This window comes from Brevibacterium sp. OS20 (genome assembly GCF_056837565.1).
In genome coordinates this window covers 1,604,460-1,620,570 of record NZ_CM166367.1, presented here as the reverse complement: position 1 = coordinate 1,620,570, position 16,111 = coordinate 1,604,460, and the positions used below count along the sequence as shown (strand labels likewise).

Genomic DNA, 16,111 nt, shown 5'->3' with positions numbered 1-16,111 from the left:
GTCCTTAGCGACTCGCTCGTCGGATTCATCCGATCCCATGCCCTTGGATGGGTAAACACCGTTATACAGTAAAGGGAGAGACAAATCGAGTGCCCCCGCGACCGAGACCGAGAACAGCTCCTACAGCGGGCCTGATCTGCACCGATGCTAGCAGACGTGCGCTTTCTGCCAAGGTTGCGCCGGTGGTGGAGAAGTCATCGATGAGCAGGTCCGTCGGCGCGGATTCGGTGCCCGACACGGGACGGACTTCCGCGATCTCAGCGATTCTCCTCCGGTCGAGATATTGGGTCCGCTGAGCATTCTGAGCCCGCTCGATCGCCCCGAGTCCAACCTGGTCACGCGATCGTTTCGCCGCGAGCACATCGTGGACTTCCAGAGGCAGCTCCGGCGACAGCTCCTTCGCCCGATTCGCCAGGGCGGCCGTATGCGATCCGCCTCGACGACGTCTGGCCCGATCCGAACTGGGCGCCGGAAACAGTCGGATCGCCCCACCCGAGTAGCCGATGAGCTCGAGGGCCGCGACGATCGAACGGGTCAGAGCCAGGGCCAAGGGATCGAGGATGTCCCGGCGTCCGTCGTCCTTGAAGCCGACGACCATCTTCGAGATCTGCGAGTTGTATTCGCAGACCCCGACGACCGGAATCGTGCCGTAGCGCGGTTCCATCGCCCGTGGGATCCCACCGAGCAGCTGCAGGCAGCGGGTGCACAGGGACACGTTCTCCCGCCCGCAGCCGGCACACCGGCGAGGCAGGAGCAGTTCGCCGAACTCCCCGAGCAGCCCCATGGGAGAAATCTACTGCATGCCCGGATCGGGGGGCGGCGATGAGCCGCTTTCCAGAACAGCCGCGCACCGCCGCCCGACGGCCCAGCCGGGAAGGGAAAGGCGCCGTGGGTCAGCGGGGACAGGCAATGCTGTGCGGGTCAACCGGGATAGGAGGGATCCTTCGCTTCGACGTCGACGAGTTTCTGCCAGGCGTTCGAGTTGTAGCTGTACAGCGCGCCATCGGCACCGGTGACCAGGATCGAGCGTCCGTCCACTCCACCGGCGATGCGGCTTCCGTCCGAGACCTCACCGAGCTGTTCAGCAGGGCCGGTGACTCCGATGCGGAACGGCTGCGCTGATTCGCCTTCCTCTGCGGCCAGAGCCACGAGAGACGTCGCCCCTGCCCATGAGACATCCTTGATCTCGTGGAAATTCGCACCCACTTCGATCGGCGTTTCAGAGACATGACCGGCCGGATTGCCCGCCTTGTCCCTGGGGATGCCGACCACATCGACGCGATCCGGTTCCCCTTTGTGGCGACTGAGCAGCGCGATACGAGTGCCGTCTCGGGAGACCTCGATATCGATGAGCTGTCGACCGTTGAGGAAGTCGGCGGCGACGGTGGAGGATTTGCCGTCACGACCGACGGCCTTGAGCTCGCCCTTGTTCTCAGCCTCACCCGTCCATGTCGTGTTGAAGCGATCGATGCTGGGGCGCACGAGCTTCTTGCCCTTGAGGATCGGAGTAGCGTCGACGGCGTCGGACTTCAACCGCATGAGCTGCTTGCCGTCGTCGGCCAGATAGACGTAGAGAGAGTCGTCCAATGACACCGCGGGATCGCTCGCCTTCGCCTTCTTCAGATTCGGACTGTTCTCGACCTTGGCCACGGTGGTGCCCGAAACCCGAGAGAGGTGGTCGTCGGCGAGAACCACGGGTGGCCCGTCCACCTGGACCGACGTATCGGTCTTCGGCTGCAGACTGGCCGGAACCGTCTGCCCGCCGATGCTCAGATCGATTGCCGAGATCGAGGGAATGACCTGCAGGGTGGTGGCGATCTGCTGACGGATAAGTCCCTTTTCGCGGTCGGACGGGGCCGGGTTCTGCGGTCCCAGGGCCACATTGGCGACGCCGTTCTCGATCGTCACCACGTTCGAATCCGAATCGCTGAGCTTGGCACCATCGGGAATCGACGTGATCACCGCTCCCGAGAGGTAGGGAGCGGGTCCGCTGAGCAGCTCGTTCATCAGCACCGTCGGGGTCGAGGAAGACCGGAGGAACCAGCGGGAGTCAGGGACGAGATACGAATAGTCGGAGGTGAAGAACTGCAGCGAATAGTTGAGGAAGATCGTCTGGAAGTCGGTCTGGCTGATGAGAAGCCCGTCCGGCGCCGAGGAGATCCTCCACTCCCCGTTCTCCTGCCGCAGCGAGAATTCCATCGTGGACCGAGTGCCCGGTTCGGTGGAGTTGTACACTCCGGAGGAGTCGACGAGACCGACGACCGGGGGCGAGATGCTCATCGTCTTCTGGTCGGAGGTGGTTCCGACGTTCAAGGAGTCGAGATCTGTGCCGTTGGGCAGCACCGACACCGATTCCTGTGGGCTCCATTTCTGCGCCTCACCCTCGGTGAGGAATGACCGGGCCACGGAGAAGTTGTTGCCGGCGCCCGCTCCTGCACGGAGGAACCCGCGCACGATGTCCGATGGGCTGTCCCCGGGTTCGGGACCGTCGGGGATCCGCGCGTTGTTCGCACCTGCATCGCCCGAGTCGTCTTCGATATGGCCGACAGGCGATGACGTCGGGATCGACGAGCAGCCGACGAGGGTCAAGGCGGTGAACACGGAGACCAACACGGTCTTCACTCGCAGCCCTCTGGGCTTCGTGCGCATCATGACCGTCCTCCTTCTCCGTCGTCCATGCCGTCACCGTCCAGGTCCGGATCGCCGACGTCCGTGGACCGCGGCCCAGTCTCGGCGGTGCCTGTCTCAGAGCCGTCGGCAGCCGCGCTGTCCAACTCGTCGGCGGCGGCCCCATCGTCCGAGACCGCCTCAAAGGAAGTCGTGGTCGTCTCCGGCGATGATGACTGCGGGGCCGCCTCGGCGACGGATTCGTTGTCATCTTCGAGCATCTCCGGCTCGGTTTCGACGACGATCGGGATCGATCCGGTCTGGATGCGGACTGAGCCGTCCGAGGACAGCGGTCCCGCCACGAGCGCGGAACCGCGGATCTGCGCATCGCGAGGCGGCAGAGGCAGAGGTGAGGAGGTGATCTCCTGATCGGGGCGCCGGGGAATCGTCAGCCGGAAGCACGATCCTTCGCCGAGTTTGCCCCAGACCTGCAGCCAGCCGTTGTGCAGGTGCGCGTCCTCGAGTGAGATCGCCAAGCCCAGACCCGACCCGCCGAGGGTGCGCTTGCGTGCCGGATCGGCACGCCAGAACCGGTCGAAGACGTGCTCGACCTGCTCTTCGTTCATGCCCACTCCGTGGTCGCGCACGCTCACAGCCACCGCCTCGGCGTTGGAGGCGACATAGACGTCGACGGGGTTGTTCTCACCGTGTTCGATGGCGTTGACGACGAGGTTGCGCACGATCCGGGTGATCCGCACCCGGTCGACCTCGGCCATGACCGGTGAGGAAGGAGCGTGGACGACGATGGCGGTGTCCATCTGTTCGGCCACCATCGACACGGTCTCGATCACCGAGGTCACGATCGCGCCGATATCGACGGGCTTGGGCACCAGCGCCGCGGCACCGGCATCGTAGCGGGAGATCTCCAGCAGGTCGGAGAGCAGGTTGTCGAACCGTTCTGCCTGCGAGTTGAGCAGTTCCGCGCTGCGCGCGGTGACGGGGTCGAGGTCGTCACGGGAATCGTAGATGAGGTCCGCTGCGGCACGGATCGTCGTCAGGGGTGTCCGCAGTTCGTGGGAGACGTCGGAGACGAACTGCCTCTGCAGCACCGACAGCCGTTCCATCTGCTCGATCTGGTGCTGGAGGGTGTCGGCCATATCGTTGAAGCTCTCACCGAGGACGGCGATCTCATCGTTGCCGTGGACGGGCATGCGTTCGTCGAGGTCACCATCGGCGATGAGCCGGGCCACCTCGGCCCCGGTGCGCACCGGTGTGACGACGAGTCGGGTGACGATCCAGGCGACGGCACCGACGAGGACGACGAGGACGAGGGCGGCGACGAACATCGAACGCTGCACGAAGTTGAGCGTGTCCTGCTGTTCGCTGAGGTCGCCGAGGTAGTAGAGCTGGAACTGGCCGGCGCCCGGGATCTGCAGCTCCTGGGTGATGAGCAGACCCGGTCCGGTCCCGTCGGGCAAGCTCACCGACTGGTAGAGCTTGTCGTCGGTCGGGGCCTTGCGGATGGCCTCGCGGAGTTCATCGGAGACGGGCACCTGCGTGGCCTCACCGTCCTCATTCGACCCACCGGCGGTGATCGTCGAGAAGGAGGAGTTCGGGTCCTTCGGCTGCAGGGTCAGCGAGTACACCGACCCGGCCGAACGGTTGTAGATCGAGGACAGCTGCGAACTCAGCGTGTCCTGGGTGACCGCCTGCCCGTCGACGGGTGCCAGGGAGCGCAGCTCGGCCAGGATCGACCGAGTCTGAGAGGACAGGGAATCCAGGCGGGTGTCGAAGAGACCGCGGGCGATCTGCTGGGACATATAGGTTCCGACGCCGAAGATCGCCACCGAAGTGAGCACGATCGTGAGCACGACGATGCGGACCTGCAGGGAGTGGCTGAACGATCGGAGGATGAAGTTCCAGAACGTCTTCAGCGCCGAGGCCGCGGTGCGAACGGGTCCGTCCGCGGCTGACTCGGAAGTCACGCGGCTCGGCCGGCCTTATAGCCGACGCCGCGGACGGTGACGATGATATCCGGCTTCTCCGGATCGCGTTCGATCTTCGACCGCAGACGCTGCACATGGACATTGACCAGTCGGGTGTCGGCGGCATGACGATAGCCCCACACCTCTTCGAGCAGGGTCTCGCGGGAGAACACCTGCCACGGCTTGCGAGCCAGGGCGACAAGGAGGTCGAACTCGAGAGGGGTCAGCGACACCGGTGATCCGCCCTTGGTCACCGTGTGGCCGGCGACGTCGACGACGACGTCGCCGACGGTCAGCAGCTCGGGAGCCTGCGGTTCGGAGATCCGCAGCCGAGCGCGGACACGGGCGATGAGCTCCTTGGGCTTGAATGGCTTCGGCACATAGTCGTCGGCACCGGATTCGAGGCCGAGGACGACATCGACGGTGTCGGACTTCGCCGTGAGCATGATGATCGGCACCGAGGAGATCTCACGGATCTCCCGGCAGACTTCGAGTCCGTCCTTGCCGGGCAGCATGAGGTCGAGGAGCACGAGGTCCGGATTGACCTTCTGGAATTCTTCGAAGGCCTGGTCTCCGGTGGCGCAGAAGAAGGGCTCGAAGCCTTCGCTTTTGAGCACAATTCCGATCATTTCGGCCAAAGCCGTGTCATCATCAACTACGAGGATTCGAGCGTTCATGCTCCCATTGTCCCTTATGTTCGCGTGTTCTTCGGTTCCCGACACTCCTAGCCTATCGGGCGTTGTCGACTGCCTCATGCACCGGATCCGCCGACAGCGGAGACCGACGGTTCAGCTGCCGCGCCGCACGGCCCCCTGCAGCGGGCCATTCACTCCCCGAGGCCGACCGTCGGAACGGCCGCCCGACCTCCCTCCCGATCGCCTTTCCCGATCGCCCCTCAGACCAACCCCGAACCGTCCCCGGGCCGTCCCCCGACGGCCGGGATCGACACGGCCGACGCGCACCGAATCCGACAGGGAGGCCTCTCGGCACTTGCCGGCGAATCATGGCAGGATTGGCGTGATGGGACAGACGAATGCATGGACCTCGGAGGTCGACTGGCACACCGGCCGCTGGCAGCGGCGTTCGCCGTCCCCGCCCTCGCGCGGATGGCAGCCGCCTCCCCCACGCGGGCTCCTGCCCAAACGTCCGCTGACTTTCATCGAGGCGCTGGATTCGGGATTCCGCCTGCTGCGTTTCGTCCCGACTCTGTCCATCGGCTCCTCTCTCATCGTCTTCTCCCTCTGGAGCCTGCTGCTCGCCGCGATCGGTGCCCTCATCGCAGTGCAGTTCCTGCCGTTCTTCAACGACCTCAGCGGCAATGAGGATGCCGCCTCCGGTTTCATCGCCCTGGCCCAGCTGGGTTCGGTGGCACTCAGCCTGCTCAGCCTCGGTTTGGCCCATCTGCTCTCCGGCATCATCGCCACCGGAACCCGCGCCTCCTTCGGCGCCCGCAGGACCACTCTGTCGATGGCGTGGAAGTCCCTGTCCGGTCGCCGCCTGCGCCTCATCCTGGCCACACTGCTGATGAGTGGAATCAACCTCGGCCTGCTGCTGGCCCTCACCGCCCCGACGCTGCTGTTCCTCGGCGCCGATTCGGCGATCCTCGCCTTCGTCTGGGCCGCATTGGCCGCCCTGCTGTGGTTCGTCGCGCTCATCTGGGTCAACCTGCGCCTGGCGTTCCTGGGTTCGGCGATCGCGGTCGAGGACCTGAGCGTCCGTGCCGGAATCCGCCGGTCTTGGAAACTGACCGGGCGCGGCTTCTGGCGAATGCTCGGCCAGCTGGCGCTCGGTTATTTCCTGTCCAATCAGCTCGTCCAACTCATCATCACCCCGATCGTCTTCATCATCTCGGTGCTCCTGGGCGTCGGCATGACGACGACAACCGAGTCGACGACGGCGCAGGCGGCCATCGCCATCGTCTCCGTGGGTCTGCTGCTCGCACTCACGCTCATCTCCTCCGCCGTCCTCTTCGCCTATTTCGCCTGCCTGGTCACGGTCTGCTTCTTCGATCAGCAGATGCGCTCGGAGGGGCTCGACCTCGTCCTCATCCGCGCCGAGGAGGACCGATGATCCTCTCCCCCATCACCGAGGCGGCCCGCCACCTCCACACCGCCGCGTCCTCCCAGCCGGGCGCGGCACAGCTTCGCGCCGCCTCGGCGAATATCGACCGGGACACCGGCCGCGAATGGGTAGAGCACGAACTCTCGAAACCGGAATACGCCGCCAACGATCTCACCCCCTTGGAACGGATCGGCCGGTGGCTGTCCTCCCTGTGGGATTCGCTCGTCCATGCCGCCCTGGGCGCGAACTCCCCGTGGCTGCTCATCGTCGTCGTCCTCGGCCTCGCCGCGATCGTCGCCTTCATCGTCTGGCGCGTGCGTCGGGCCGGATTCCGCCGTGTCGGCGTCCCGCTGTCCGCATTCGATCCCGTGGTCTCCCAGCCCGAACCGGGCCCGTGGCGCGAGAGCGCGGCCCGGGCCGCGCAGGCCGGGGACTTCGAGACCGCGGTCATCGACGAATCCCGAGCGATCTTCGCGATCCTGTCCGTCAAGCAGATCGTCTCGCTCGAGTCCTCGGCCACAGCGAGTGAGATCGCCCGTTCCGCCGAGGCGGCCCTGCCCGAGCACGGATCCGCCGTCCACGGGGTGGCCGAGGTCTTCAACGACCTCCGCTACGGGGAGGCGACCGAGGCGAAGACACGTGCCGACCGCAGCCTCGGCGAGGTCTATGCGGATCTGTGCGCACTCGACCGGACGCTGAGCGCACTGCCGGTCCGCCGGGAGGCAGCTGTATGAGCGCACAGTTGGATGTCGCCGCCCGCGGCACCCGGTCGACCTCGCGGGTTCCGCTGCGCGCTCGGCTGCGGTCGGCTGTGGTATGGATCGTCGCGGCCTTCGTCATCCTCGTCACCGTGATCGTGCTCGTGCTGCTGACCGGCGACGAGGAGTCCGCAGAGCCCCTGCACTATGACTCGACGGAGCGCACCGGCACGAAGGCCCTCGTCGAGACCCTGCGTGACCATGACGTCGATGTCACCACCACCGAGGATCAGGAGCAGGCCCGCTCGGCCGCCGCCCGACCCGACACCACCCTGCTCATTCCCGCGAACACCGCGGCTCTGTCCCCCGGGGACATCGCCGGCCTCGAGTACGCTCTGCGCACCCACGGCAACCGGCTCGTCCTCGTCGATCCCGGTCCGACGGTGTCGGAGTTCACCGACCGGATCACGGTCAACGACAACCTCGGCCCGTTGGCCGATCCGGAGGCCACGTCCGCACCGTCCTGCGATTCACCGATCACCCGCAGTGCCGGTGCCGTGTCCACCGGCGAGGTCGAATACGCGGAGACGGAGAAGGGCACCGAGGGGATCACCGCCTGCTACCCGTTCACCGGCCCCGGGGTCGCCGAGATCGACGGCACCGAGGTGGCTCCAGGGTCTGCGCGCGGACAGTTCCTCACCGATTCGGGCGGTTCCGTTCCGCTGACCGTGCTCGGCAGCCCCGACTGGGTGACCAATGAGAACATCGACGAAGAGGGCAATGCCTCTCTTGTGCTCTCGCAGCTGTCCCAGACGCAGAACCTCGTCGTCTACTATCCGACCTTCGACGGTTCGGGACAGGGGCAGTCGCCTCCGTCGACGATCGATTTCGTGCCCGGCTGGTTCCTCGCAGGAGTCCTGTGGCTGGTCCCCTGCCTCCTCGTCCTGCTGCTCGTCATCGGGCGCCGGTTCGGGCCGCTGGCTCTCGAACGTCTGCCGGTCATCGTGCCTGCCGTGGAGACCGTGCACGGTCGGGCAGCCCTGAGCTCGCGCAGCCACGATCGCGACGGGGCGCTGCACACGCTCCGGGCCGGAGCCCTGCTGCGCATCGCCAAACGACTCGGTCTCAGCCCCGATGCCCGCACACCCGACATCATCGCTCACATCGCGACCGTCACCGGGGCCGATCCGGGCCGTCTCCACTATGTCTTCGTCTCCGCGTCGGCTCACACCGACGCCGAACTCACCGAACTCGTCCATCAGCTCACCCAGATCGAAAGTGAGATCCCATGACTCAGCCGCCCCAGGGCCCTACGAATTCTCAGGAACCGGTCGCCTCTCAGCCTCCGGCCGCACCTCGGCCCCAGGAGCCGGTCGTGCCGCAGACCACTGCTGCGGACAGCGCGCAGGCTCCGCAGGCTGAGCCGGACCCGCTCAGGGAGGCGTTCACCGGTGTGCGCACCGAGATCGCCAAGGCCGTCGTCGGCCAGGACCAGGCAGTGACGGGAATGCTCATCGCACTGCTGTGCCAGGGTCACGTGCTTCTCGAAGGGGTTCCCGGAGTGGCGAAGACTCTGCTCGTGCGCAGCTTCGCCGCCGCGGTCAGCCTGGACAGCTCGCGTGTGCAGTTCACTCCCGACCTCATGCCCAGCGATGTCACCGGTTCGCTGGTCTACGACGCGTCCGCCTCGGACTTCTCATTCCGTCCCGGCCCGGTGTTCACGAACATCCTCATCGCCGATGAGATCAACCGCACCCCGCCGAAGACCCAGTCGGCCCTGCTCGAGGCGATGGAGGAGCATCAGGTGTCCGTCGGGGGACGCTCACGGAAGCTGCCCGAACCGTTCCTCGTCGCAGCCACACAGAACCCCGTCGAATACGAAGGCACCTATCCGCTCCCGGAGGCTCAGCTCGACCGGTTCCTCTTCAAGCTCGTCCTCAACCTGCCCGAACGGGATCACGAATTCGAGATTCTCGACCGTCACGCCCGAGGCTTCGACGCCGGATCCCTGGCCGCGGCAGGTCTGCGTCCGGTCGCCGATGCCGAACTCATCGGCCGGGCCCGCGAAGCCATCGCCAAGATCTACATCGCCCCGCAGATCATCACCTATATCGTCGACCTCGCCCGAGCCACCCGCCAGACCCCGTCCCTGGCCTTGGGCGTCTCACCTCGCGGAGCGACGAGGATGCTCGGAGCCGCCCGCGCTCATGCGTGGCTGAGCGGTCGGCACTATGTCACCCCCGATGACGTCAAGGCTCTGGCCCATATGTCGCTGTCGCACCGGGTCATCCTGCGCCCCGAGGCGCAGATGGACGGTCTGGACGTCGGTCAGGTCCTCGACTCGATCATCGCCACGACCGAAGTGCCCCGCTGAATGACCACCCGACTGTTCCTGCTCACTCTTCTCGGCCTCGTGCCCGTCATGCTGGTGCCGACATGGCCGACGGCCTTGATCGTGGCCGGTGTGATCGTCCTGGCAGCGGTCCTCGACTTCTTCTTCGTTCCCCGGATCCACGGTTTGGAAGTCCAGCGCACACCGGGACCGATGGTCCGCCTCGGCGACAGCACCCACAGCACGCTGACTATCATCAATGGGACCAGCCGCCGGCTGCGCCTCCACGTCCGCGACGCCTGGGCACCGAGTGCGGGGGCGGTCGAGACTCGTTCTCGTCACGTGCTGGAACCGGGCGAGCAGGCAGAGGTGATCACCGAGCTGGAGCCGACGCGACGCGGCGCGCTGCCCGGCGATCTGGTGACCGTGCGCAGTCGCAGCAGGCTCGGGCTGATCCAGCGGCAGAAGAGCATCGATGTTCCCGCCTCTGTGCGTGTTCTGCCACCTTTCGTGTCCCGGCGGGAGCTGCCGTCGAAGACGCAGAAGCTGCGGGAGCTCGAGGGGCGGTCGGCGGTGATGATCCGCGGAATGGGCACGGAATTCGATTCGCTGCGCGACTATGTCGACGGTGACGATGTCCGGTCGATCGACTGGCGAGCCAGCGCCCGCGCGCAGAATCTCGTGGTCAAAACCTGGCGACCGGAGAAGGATCGTCGCGTCGTCATCGTCGTCGATTCCTCCCGGTTCGCCGCCCGTCGCTGTGGTGAGGGAACGGTCTTCGACGCCGCGCTCGAGGCGTCGCTGCTGTTGACGGCTCTGGCCACGGGTGCCGGCGATCGGGTCGATGTCATCGTCGCCGATGCCCGGGTGCGGGCAGTCGCGTCGAGCCATCGGGCTCATGATCCGGTCCATGAACTGTCGGTGGCGCTGACGCCTGTGTACCCGGAGCTCTACGAGGCGAACTGGGAGTCGATCGCCGCTGCGGTTCTGCAGACCTCCCGGCAGCAGGCGCTCGTCGTCTTGGTCACTCAGCTCGATGAGGCGACCATCGCCGAGGACGTCCTGCCAGTGTTGCCGACTCTCACGGCACACCACCGGGTCGTCGTCGCCGGAGTCGAAGATCCCGCACTTGCGGACCTGGCTGCCCGGCGCGGCGACGCCGACGACGTATATACGGCGGCGGCCGCCGAGGCCGAGATGCTCGCGACGGCGTCGCTGCAGTCTCGGCTGCTCGGACTCGGCATCTCCTCCGTCCAGGCTCTGCCGGAGAAGCTTCCCGGAGCGTTGGCCGATCTCTACATTCGGCTCAAGGTCTCCGGCGGGCTGTGAAAATCGTCACATCGTGCCGACGACTGCGCCGACAAAGATCATGCCGACCCCGATCATTGCCGGTCGCGACACCCTCTCACGCAGCAAAAGCGCTGCCGCGAGAGTGCCCACGACGATATTCATTGATCGTGCAGTAGCGACCATGCTCGGTGCTCCCACCTGCATGGCCAGGAGCACGAAAGCATAGCTCAGCGGTGACAGAACCGCGATGGGTGCAGCAAGCTTCCAGTTCTCAACGAGGACACTTCTCATCTGCCTGCGCCTTCCCCAACAGACTGCCGTCAGCAGAGTTGCCTGTGCCATACCCGACACCGCGAGATACGGAAGCACATCCACATGGAGAACCTGTGCGCTGTAGGCATCCCACAATGTGTAAGCAGATGTACCTGCAGCAACGAGCAGTCCGTATCCCGTCCCGCGGATCATGCCACGCTCACGCGCAGCGCCCAGCTCGGCCATGCAAACCACGCCCACGAGAACCAGGCCCATTCCGAACCAGCCTCCGGCTCCCGGCAATGGCGCCCAGGTCAGAGCAACGAGTGACACCACAATCGGAGCAAGTCCTCGTGCGATCGGGTAGATCAGTGACATGTCAGCGACCGCGTACGCTCGTTGCAGAATCACCGCGTAGATCGTGTGCATCATCATGCTAACCAGGCCCGACCACCAGGAATCGTCGAACGGTCGCCCCTCCACCGCCCAGAACAGCAGCAACACCCCGGCAACGGGGGCCATCAACATGCTGCAGCACCAGACGAACAGCACATCGCCAGAGCCGCTACTCTTCACGAGACAGTTCCACGCAGCGTGCAGCACTGCTCCGCAGCAGACCAGCGCCAAAGTCAGTGATTCATTCATCAGTAGACAGTGTCTACTGTTTTGTTGCCACTGTCTACTGAGGCATGCTTGAGTCATGAGCGACACTCTCGACGCACGGCTGGTGACAGCTGCAGGAGAACTGCTGGACGAGGGCGGGCTGAGCGCCGTCACAATCAGAGAAGTGGCCAGACGCTGCGGCGTTTCCCACGGCGCACCGCGCCGTCACTTCGCTTCACTCGCCGCACTCCGGTCGGCCGTGGCCGCACAGGGATTCGCTGACCTCGAATACCAACTGAGTTCGGCAGACGGCACCCTCCTCGGACAAGCAAAGTCCTATGTCGAGTTCGCCGTAAGACGCCCCGAAACCTTTGACCTCATGTTCCGCCACGACATCCTCGAAGGGTCGGGCCGGCAGCTTCGCGCAACTTCACTGCCGCTCATCGACGACTGGATCGCCCGTTTCCTCAGGGAGAAGCCCAGCGCTGAGCCGGTGGAGGCGATGGCCGTATGGACGAGTGTCCATGGAATTGCGATGCTCACCAGTCGCGCGACGCTGTCTTTGGTGGAACCGACAGCAGAGGAACTGCTGCAGGTGGTCCTGAGCTGATCCAGTCCGTGCGCTCTCCGAGGCGGAACGCCTAGCGGTCGGTGGAGATGACCGAGTATCCGGCCTGATGCTCGTCGAGATCGGCGCTGAGTCCGGCTGCGGCGGCGCGCTTGCCGAAGTACCACGCGTAGACGACGACAGCCGCGGTGTAGGCCACTCCGATGGCGATCTTGACGGCCGGCGGAATCGGGTTCGGGGTCACGAAGCCCTCGATGAGCCCCGAACCGAACAGCAGAAGCACGAGACCGCCGGCGACGATGAGCAGCGACCGAGCCTCGGAGGCGAGCTTGTCACGACGCAGCCTGGGGCCCGGCACCACCCAGGCGAAGAAGAGACGCAGTCCCGCAGCAGCGGCGAGGATGATGCAGCTGATCTCCGGGATCCCGTGGGGCAGGATGTAGAGGAAGAAGTCGGAGGCCCGGTCGAACTCGAACATCATCGCTCCGGAGAAGCCGACGTTGACGGCATTCGAGAACAGTCCGACGATGACATAGCCGCCCGTGATGCCGAGGAGGACGAACTGAACGGCGATCCACGCGTTGTTCGTCCACACGCCGACGGCGAAGAAGCCGTTCGGGTTCTCTTTGTAGTAGTCGACGAAATCATGTTCGGCGAACTGCCGTCGGAACTCTCGATCCCCGAAGGTCTCGAGCACTTCCGGATGCGATCCCGCCCAGATGCCCGACAGGACGGCGACGGCGAGGAATCCGGCGGCCACGATGACGAAGTCCCATCGCAGCCGGTACAGCGACAACGGCAGACTGATGACGAAGAACCGTCCGAGCCCGGACAGTCCTCCGCTGGGCACGGACGAGAGATGATTGCGGGAGCGGTGGACGATCGCCGAGAGCCGAGCGGCTTCGAGAGAGTCGGGAGCCACCGTCGTGATCCGCGACAGATCCTTCGACGCGGTCCGGTAGAGCTCGAGGAAGCGGGTCGTCTGCTCGGGTGTCAGCGTGTTCTTCTTCGCCAATGCCGAGAGCTCCAGCCAGTCATCGCCGTGCAGCTGGGCCAGCAGGTTCGGATCCATCCCTCCACCCTATCGGAGACGACGCCTCGGCACCTCCGACGCAGAGAGAGGCACACGGCAAGCTCTCGGCGAAACGACCGCCTCGGAACGCGGCAGTATGACACGATGGTCGGGTGAGTACTCTGATCACCGGTGAAGCCGTCGAACTCAACGTCCAACCGGCCGCTCTCGCGGCGCGGGCATTGAGCTGTCTCATCGACTACATCGTCTATTCGCTGGTGAATGTCGGTCTGCTCATCGCCATGTTCTGGCTCATGCTCAAGGTGCTCGATCTCAACGGACTGCTTCTCGGCTCACTCATGACCGTGATGACGATCTTCGTGTTCGTGCTGCTGCCGATGCTCGTCGAAGTGCTCAGTCACGGTCGTTCGCTGGGCAAGCTCATCCTCGGGCTGCGCGTTGTTCGCGACGACGGCGGTGCGGTGCGGCTGCGCCATTCCTTCATCCGCGCTCTGCTGTGGCCGTTCGAGATCGTGTCCAGCGGCGGCGGCATCGCGGCTCTGTCCGGTCTGCTCTCACCGCAGGCCAAACGCCTCGGCGACTATCTGGCCGGGACCATCGCCGTCAGCGAACGCAGCCGACCTCTGCCGCCCATGCACACCCATGTGGCCCCTCATCTGCACGAATGGCTGAACCGCACAGACGTGACAGCGATCCCCGATGGTCTGCATCGGCGCATCGTCGCGTTCCTCGCCATGGCGCCCCAGCTCGGTGCGGAGTCGAGGTGGCAGCGAGCGATCGAGCTCGCCACCGAGCTCAATCCCTATGTGGCTCCGGCCCCGCCGGAGGGAACGTTTCCCGAACAATTCCTGTCCGCAGTCATCCATCGGCAGCGCATCGCCGAAGTCGAGAAACAGCGCCGTCGGAGCGACCGTGCGAACGCTTTCCGGTCCGGAGTCGACACGCTCCCCCACGGCCTCAGCCTCACCCGCCGCTGACGACGCAGTCTGACTGTCCGCCGCTGACACCGCGGCTCGACTGTTCTCGGTCGACGGAGCGGTCCCGGACTTCGACCGGGTTCGCCCGCTCCGCCGCCGGACCGAACCGGCAGTGCTCGATCAGTACCGGTAGTGCTCGGGTTTGAACGGTCCTGCCACGTCGACGCCGATGTACTCGGCCTGTTCCTTGCTCAGTTCGGACAGCTTCGCCCCGAGCGCCGGCAGATGGAGGCGTGCCACCTTCTCGTCGAGTTCCTTCGCCAGCCGATGCACCGAGTTGCCGTAGTCATCGTGGGCGTGCCACAGCTCGATCTGGGCGAGCACCTGATTGCTGAATGACGCACTCATCACGAACGACGGATGACCGGTGGCGTTGCCCAGGTTGAGCAGGCGCCCTTCGGAGAGGACGAGGAAGTCCGTGCGGTCGCGACCGAGTCCCGCCTCGGCGGGCACGGGCACGCTCCACTCGTGGACCTGCGGTTTGATCTCGATCTTCTCCACTCCGGGCAGGCGGGACAGCCCTGCCAGATCGATCTCCTCGTCGAAGTGACCGACGTTGCCGACGATTGCGCCGGGTTTGAGCGTCTGCAGCACGTCGACGTCGAGGACCCGGGTGTTTCCGGTCGTGGTGATGAGGATGTCGGCCTGGGGAGCCACCTCGGCGAGGAGGTCGACCTGGTAGCCGTCCATCGTGGCCTGCAGCGCACAGATCGGATCGATCTCGGTCACGATGACGCGCGCACCCTGTCCGCGCAGCGCTTCGGCGGCACCCTTGCCGACGTCGCCGTAGCCGATGACGACGGCGATCTTTCCGCCGATGAGGACATCGGTGGCGCGGTTGAGCCCGTCGGGCAGCGAATGGCGGATGCCGTAGCGATTGTCGAACTTCGACTTCGTCACCGAGTCGTTGACGTTGATGGCAGGGAACGGCAGAGTCCCCTGTTCGGCGAGGCGGTAGAGGCGGTTGACTCCGGTCGTCGTCTCCTCGCTCACCCCCTTGATTCCGGCGGCCAGACGGGCGAAGCGTCCGGGGGCCGATTCGATGGAGGCGGCGATCTGCTTGAGCAGGACCTTGAACTCCTCCGAGTCCTCGGCGCCGGCGGTGGGCACTCCCCCGGCGGCTTCGAATTCGGTGCCCTTGAGCACGTACATGGTGGCGTCGCCGCCGTCGTCGAGGATGAGGTTCGGTCCATCCGCGAAGTCGAAGATCTTGTCAGCGGCCCACCAGTACTCTTCGAGGGTCTCGCCCTTCCATGCGAAGACGGGGACGCCGGCCGGGGCTTCGGGAGTGCCGGAGCCGACGACGACGGCCGCAGCGGCCTCGTCCTGCGTGGAGAAGATATTGCAGCTGGCCCACCGGACGTCTGCACCGAGTGCGACGAGGGTCTCGATGAGGACAGCCGTCTGCACGGTCATGTGCAGGCTGCCGGCGATGCGGGCCCCGGCCAGCGGTGCCGTCGAGGCGTATTCCTCACGCAGCGCCATGAGGCCCGGCATCTCCCTTTCGGCGAGGCGGATCTGATGTCGGCCGGCCCCGGCCAAGCTGAGATCGGCGACCTTGAAGTCAGTGGAATCGAGCACGGTACCTCCATACGGCGGGCTGTCTGATCGGCTTCGAGTCTATTGCCGGGGCAGGCGGCTTGTCGCGTCATGCTCGTTCTGCGGACAGCGAAGACCGTCAGCAAGCGGTCATATCCTGACTGCC

14 protein-coding genes are annotated in these 16,111 nt (G+C 65.5%); 7 read left to right on the top strand and 7 right to left on the bottom strand.

What is annotated here, in order from left to right; all coding sequences use genetic code 11:
* Positions 1-61 precede the first annotated feature (61 nt).
* From ACVZTU_RS07075 to mtrA, 4 genes are all read right to left on the bottom strand, one after another.
* Positions 62-784 (bottom strand): ComF family protein, encoded by a 723-nt coding sequence (locus ACVZTU_RS07075; RefSeq protein WP_139470303.1) that lies wholly within the window; start codon positions 782-784, stop codon positions 62-64.
* A gap of 137 nt (positions 785-921) precedes the next feature.
* Positions 922-2,652 carry an LpqB family beta-propeller domain-containing protein gene (locus tag ACVZTU_RS07070; protein ID WP_376906817.1) on the bottom strand — a complete coding sequence of 577 codons (1,731 nt, stop codon included), beginning with the start codon at positions 2,650-2,652 and terminating at the stop codon, positions 922-924.
* Entirely contained in the window at positions 2,649-4,592 is a 1,944-nt protein-coding gene (gene mtrB / locus ACVZTU_RS07065; protein WP_181270379.1) for an MtrAB system histidine kinase MtrB, read from the bottom strand. Before mtrB ends, ACVZTU_RS07070 begins: the two co-directional genes overlap by 4 nt.
* On the bottom strand, positions 4,589-5,269 hold the full coding sequence (mtrA, locus tag ACVZTU_RS07060) for an MtrAB system response regulator MtrA (RefSeq protein WP_062861422.1): 681 nt from the start codon (positions 5,267-5,269) through the stop codon (positions 4,589-4,591). The genes mtrB and mtrA overlap by 4 nt, the downstream gene beginning before the upstream one ends.
* Before the next feature lie 343 nt (positions 5,270-5,612).
* Here mtrA and ACVZTU_RS07055 point away from each other — a divergent pair, with 343 nt between their 5' ends.
* The 5 genes from ACVZTU_RS07055 to ACVZTU_RS07035 are packed head-to-tail and all read left to right on the top strand — an operon-like array spanning position 5,613 to position 11,012.
* Entirely contained in the window at positions 5,613-6,662 is a 1,050-nt protein-coding gene (locus ACVZTU_RS07055) for a DUF7847 domain-containing protein (RefSeq protein ID WP_139907477.1), read from the top strand.
* A complete protein-coding gene (locus ACVZTU_RS07050) occupies positions 6,659-7,387 on the top strand; it encodes a DUF4129 domain-containing protein (protein WP_219922121.1) in 729 nt (242 codons plus the stop codon). Before ACVZTU_RS07055 ends, ACVZTU_RS07050 begins: the two co-directional genes overlap by 4 nt.
* Positions 7,384-8,643, top strand: a complete 1,260-nt coding sequence (locus ACVZTU_RS07045; protein WP_482401644.1) for a DUF4350 domain-containing protein — start codon at positions 7,384-7,386, stop codon at positions 8,641-8,643. The genes ACVZTU_RS07050 and ACVZTU_RS07045 overlap by 4 nt, the downstream gene beginning before the upstream one ends.
* A complete protein-coding gene (locus ACVZTU_RS07040; protein WP_482401643.1) occupies positions 8,640-9,725 on the top strand; it encodes an AAA family ATPase in 1,086 nt (361 codons plus the stop codon). Before ACVZTU_RS07045 ends, ACVZTU_RS07040 begins: the two co-directional genes overlap by 4 nt.
* On the top strand, positions 9,726-11,012 hold the full coding sequence (locus ACVZTU_RS07035; protein ID WP_482401642.1) for a DUF58 domain-containing protein: 1,287 nt from the start codon (positions 9,726-9,728) through the stop codon (positions 11,010-11,012).
* 6 nt (positions 11,013-11,018) lie between these two features.
* Here ACVZTU_RS07035 and ACVZTU_RS07030 read toward each other — a convergent pair whose 3' ends face one another.
* Positions 11,019-11,870, bottom strand: coding sequence for an EamA family transporter (locus ACVZTU_RS07030; RefSeq protein WP_482401641.1), 852 nt, complete (start codon positions 11,868-11,870; stop codon positions 11,019-11,021).
* 55 nt (positions 11,871-11,925) lie between these two features.
* Between ACVZTU_RS07030 and ACVZTU_RS07025 the strand changes: the two genes are divergently transcribed.
* Positions 11,926-12,438, top strand: a complete 513-nt coding sequence (locus ACVZTU_RS07025; protein WP_482401640.1) for a TetR/AcrR family transcriptional regulator — start codon at positions 11,926-11,928, stop codon at positions 12,436-12,438.
* Positions 12,439-12,469: 31 nt separating this feature from the next.
* Here the strand turns inward: ACVZTU_RS07025 and ACVZTU_RS07020 are convergent, their stop codons facing one another.
* A complete protein-coding gene (locus ACVZTU_RS07020; protein WP_181270377.1) occupies positions 12,470-13,468 on the bottom strand; it encodes a stage II sporulation protein M in 999 nt (332 codons plus the stop codon).
* Between the two features lie 113 nt (positions 13,469-13,581).
* Here ACVZTU_RS07020 and ACVZTU_RS07015 point away from each other — a divergent pair, with 113 nt between their 5' ends.
* On the top strand, positions 13,582-14,406 hold the full coding sequence (locus tag ACVZTU_RS07015; RefSeq protein ID WP_482401639.1) for an RDD family protein: 825 nt from the start codon (positions 13,582-13,584) through the stop codon (positions 14,404-14,406).
* Between the two features lie 120 nt (positions 14,407-14,526).
* Here the strand turns inward: ACVZTU_RS07015 and ahcY are convergent, their stop codons facing one another.
* Positions 14,527-15,987 (bottom strand): adenosylhomocysteinase, encoded by a 1,461-nt coding sequence (ahcY, locus tag ACVZTU_RS07010; RefSeq protein WP_482401638.1) that lies wholly within the window; start codon positions 15,985-15,987, stop codon positions 14,527-14,529.
* Positions 15,988-16,111: the final 124 nt, after the last annotated feature.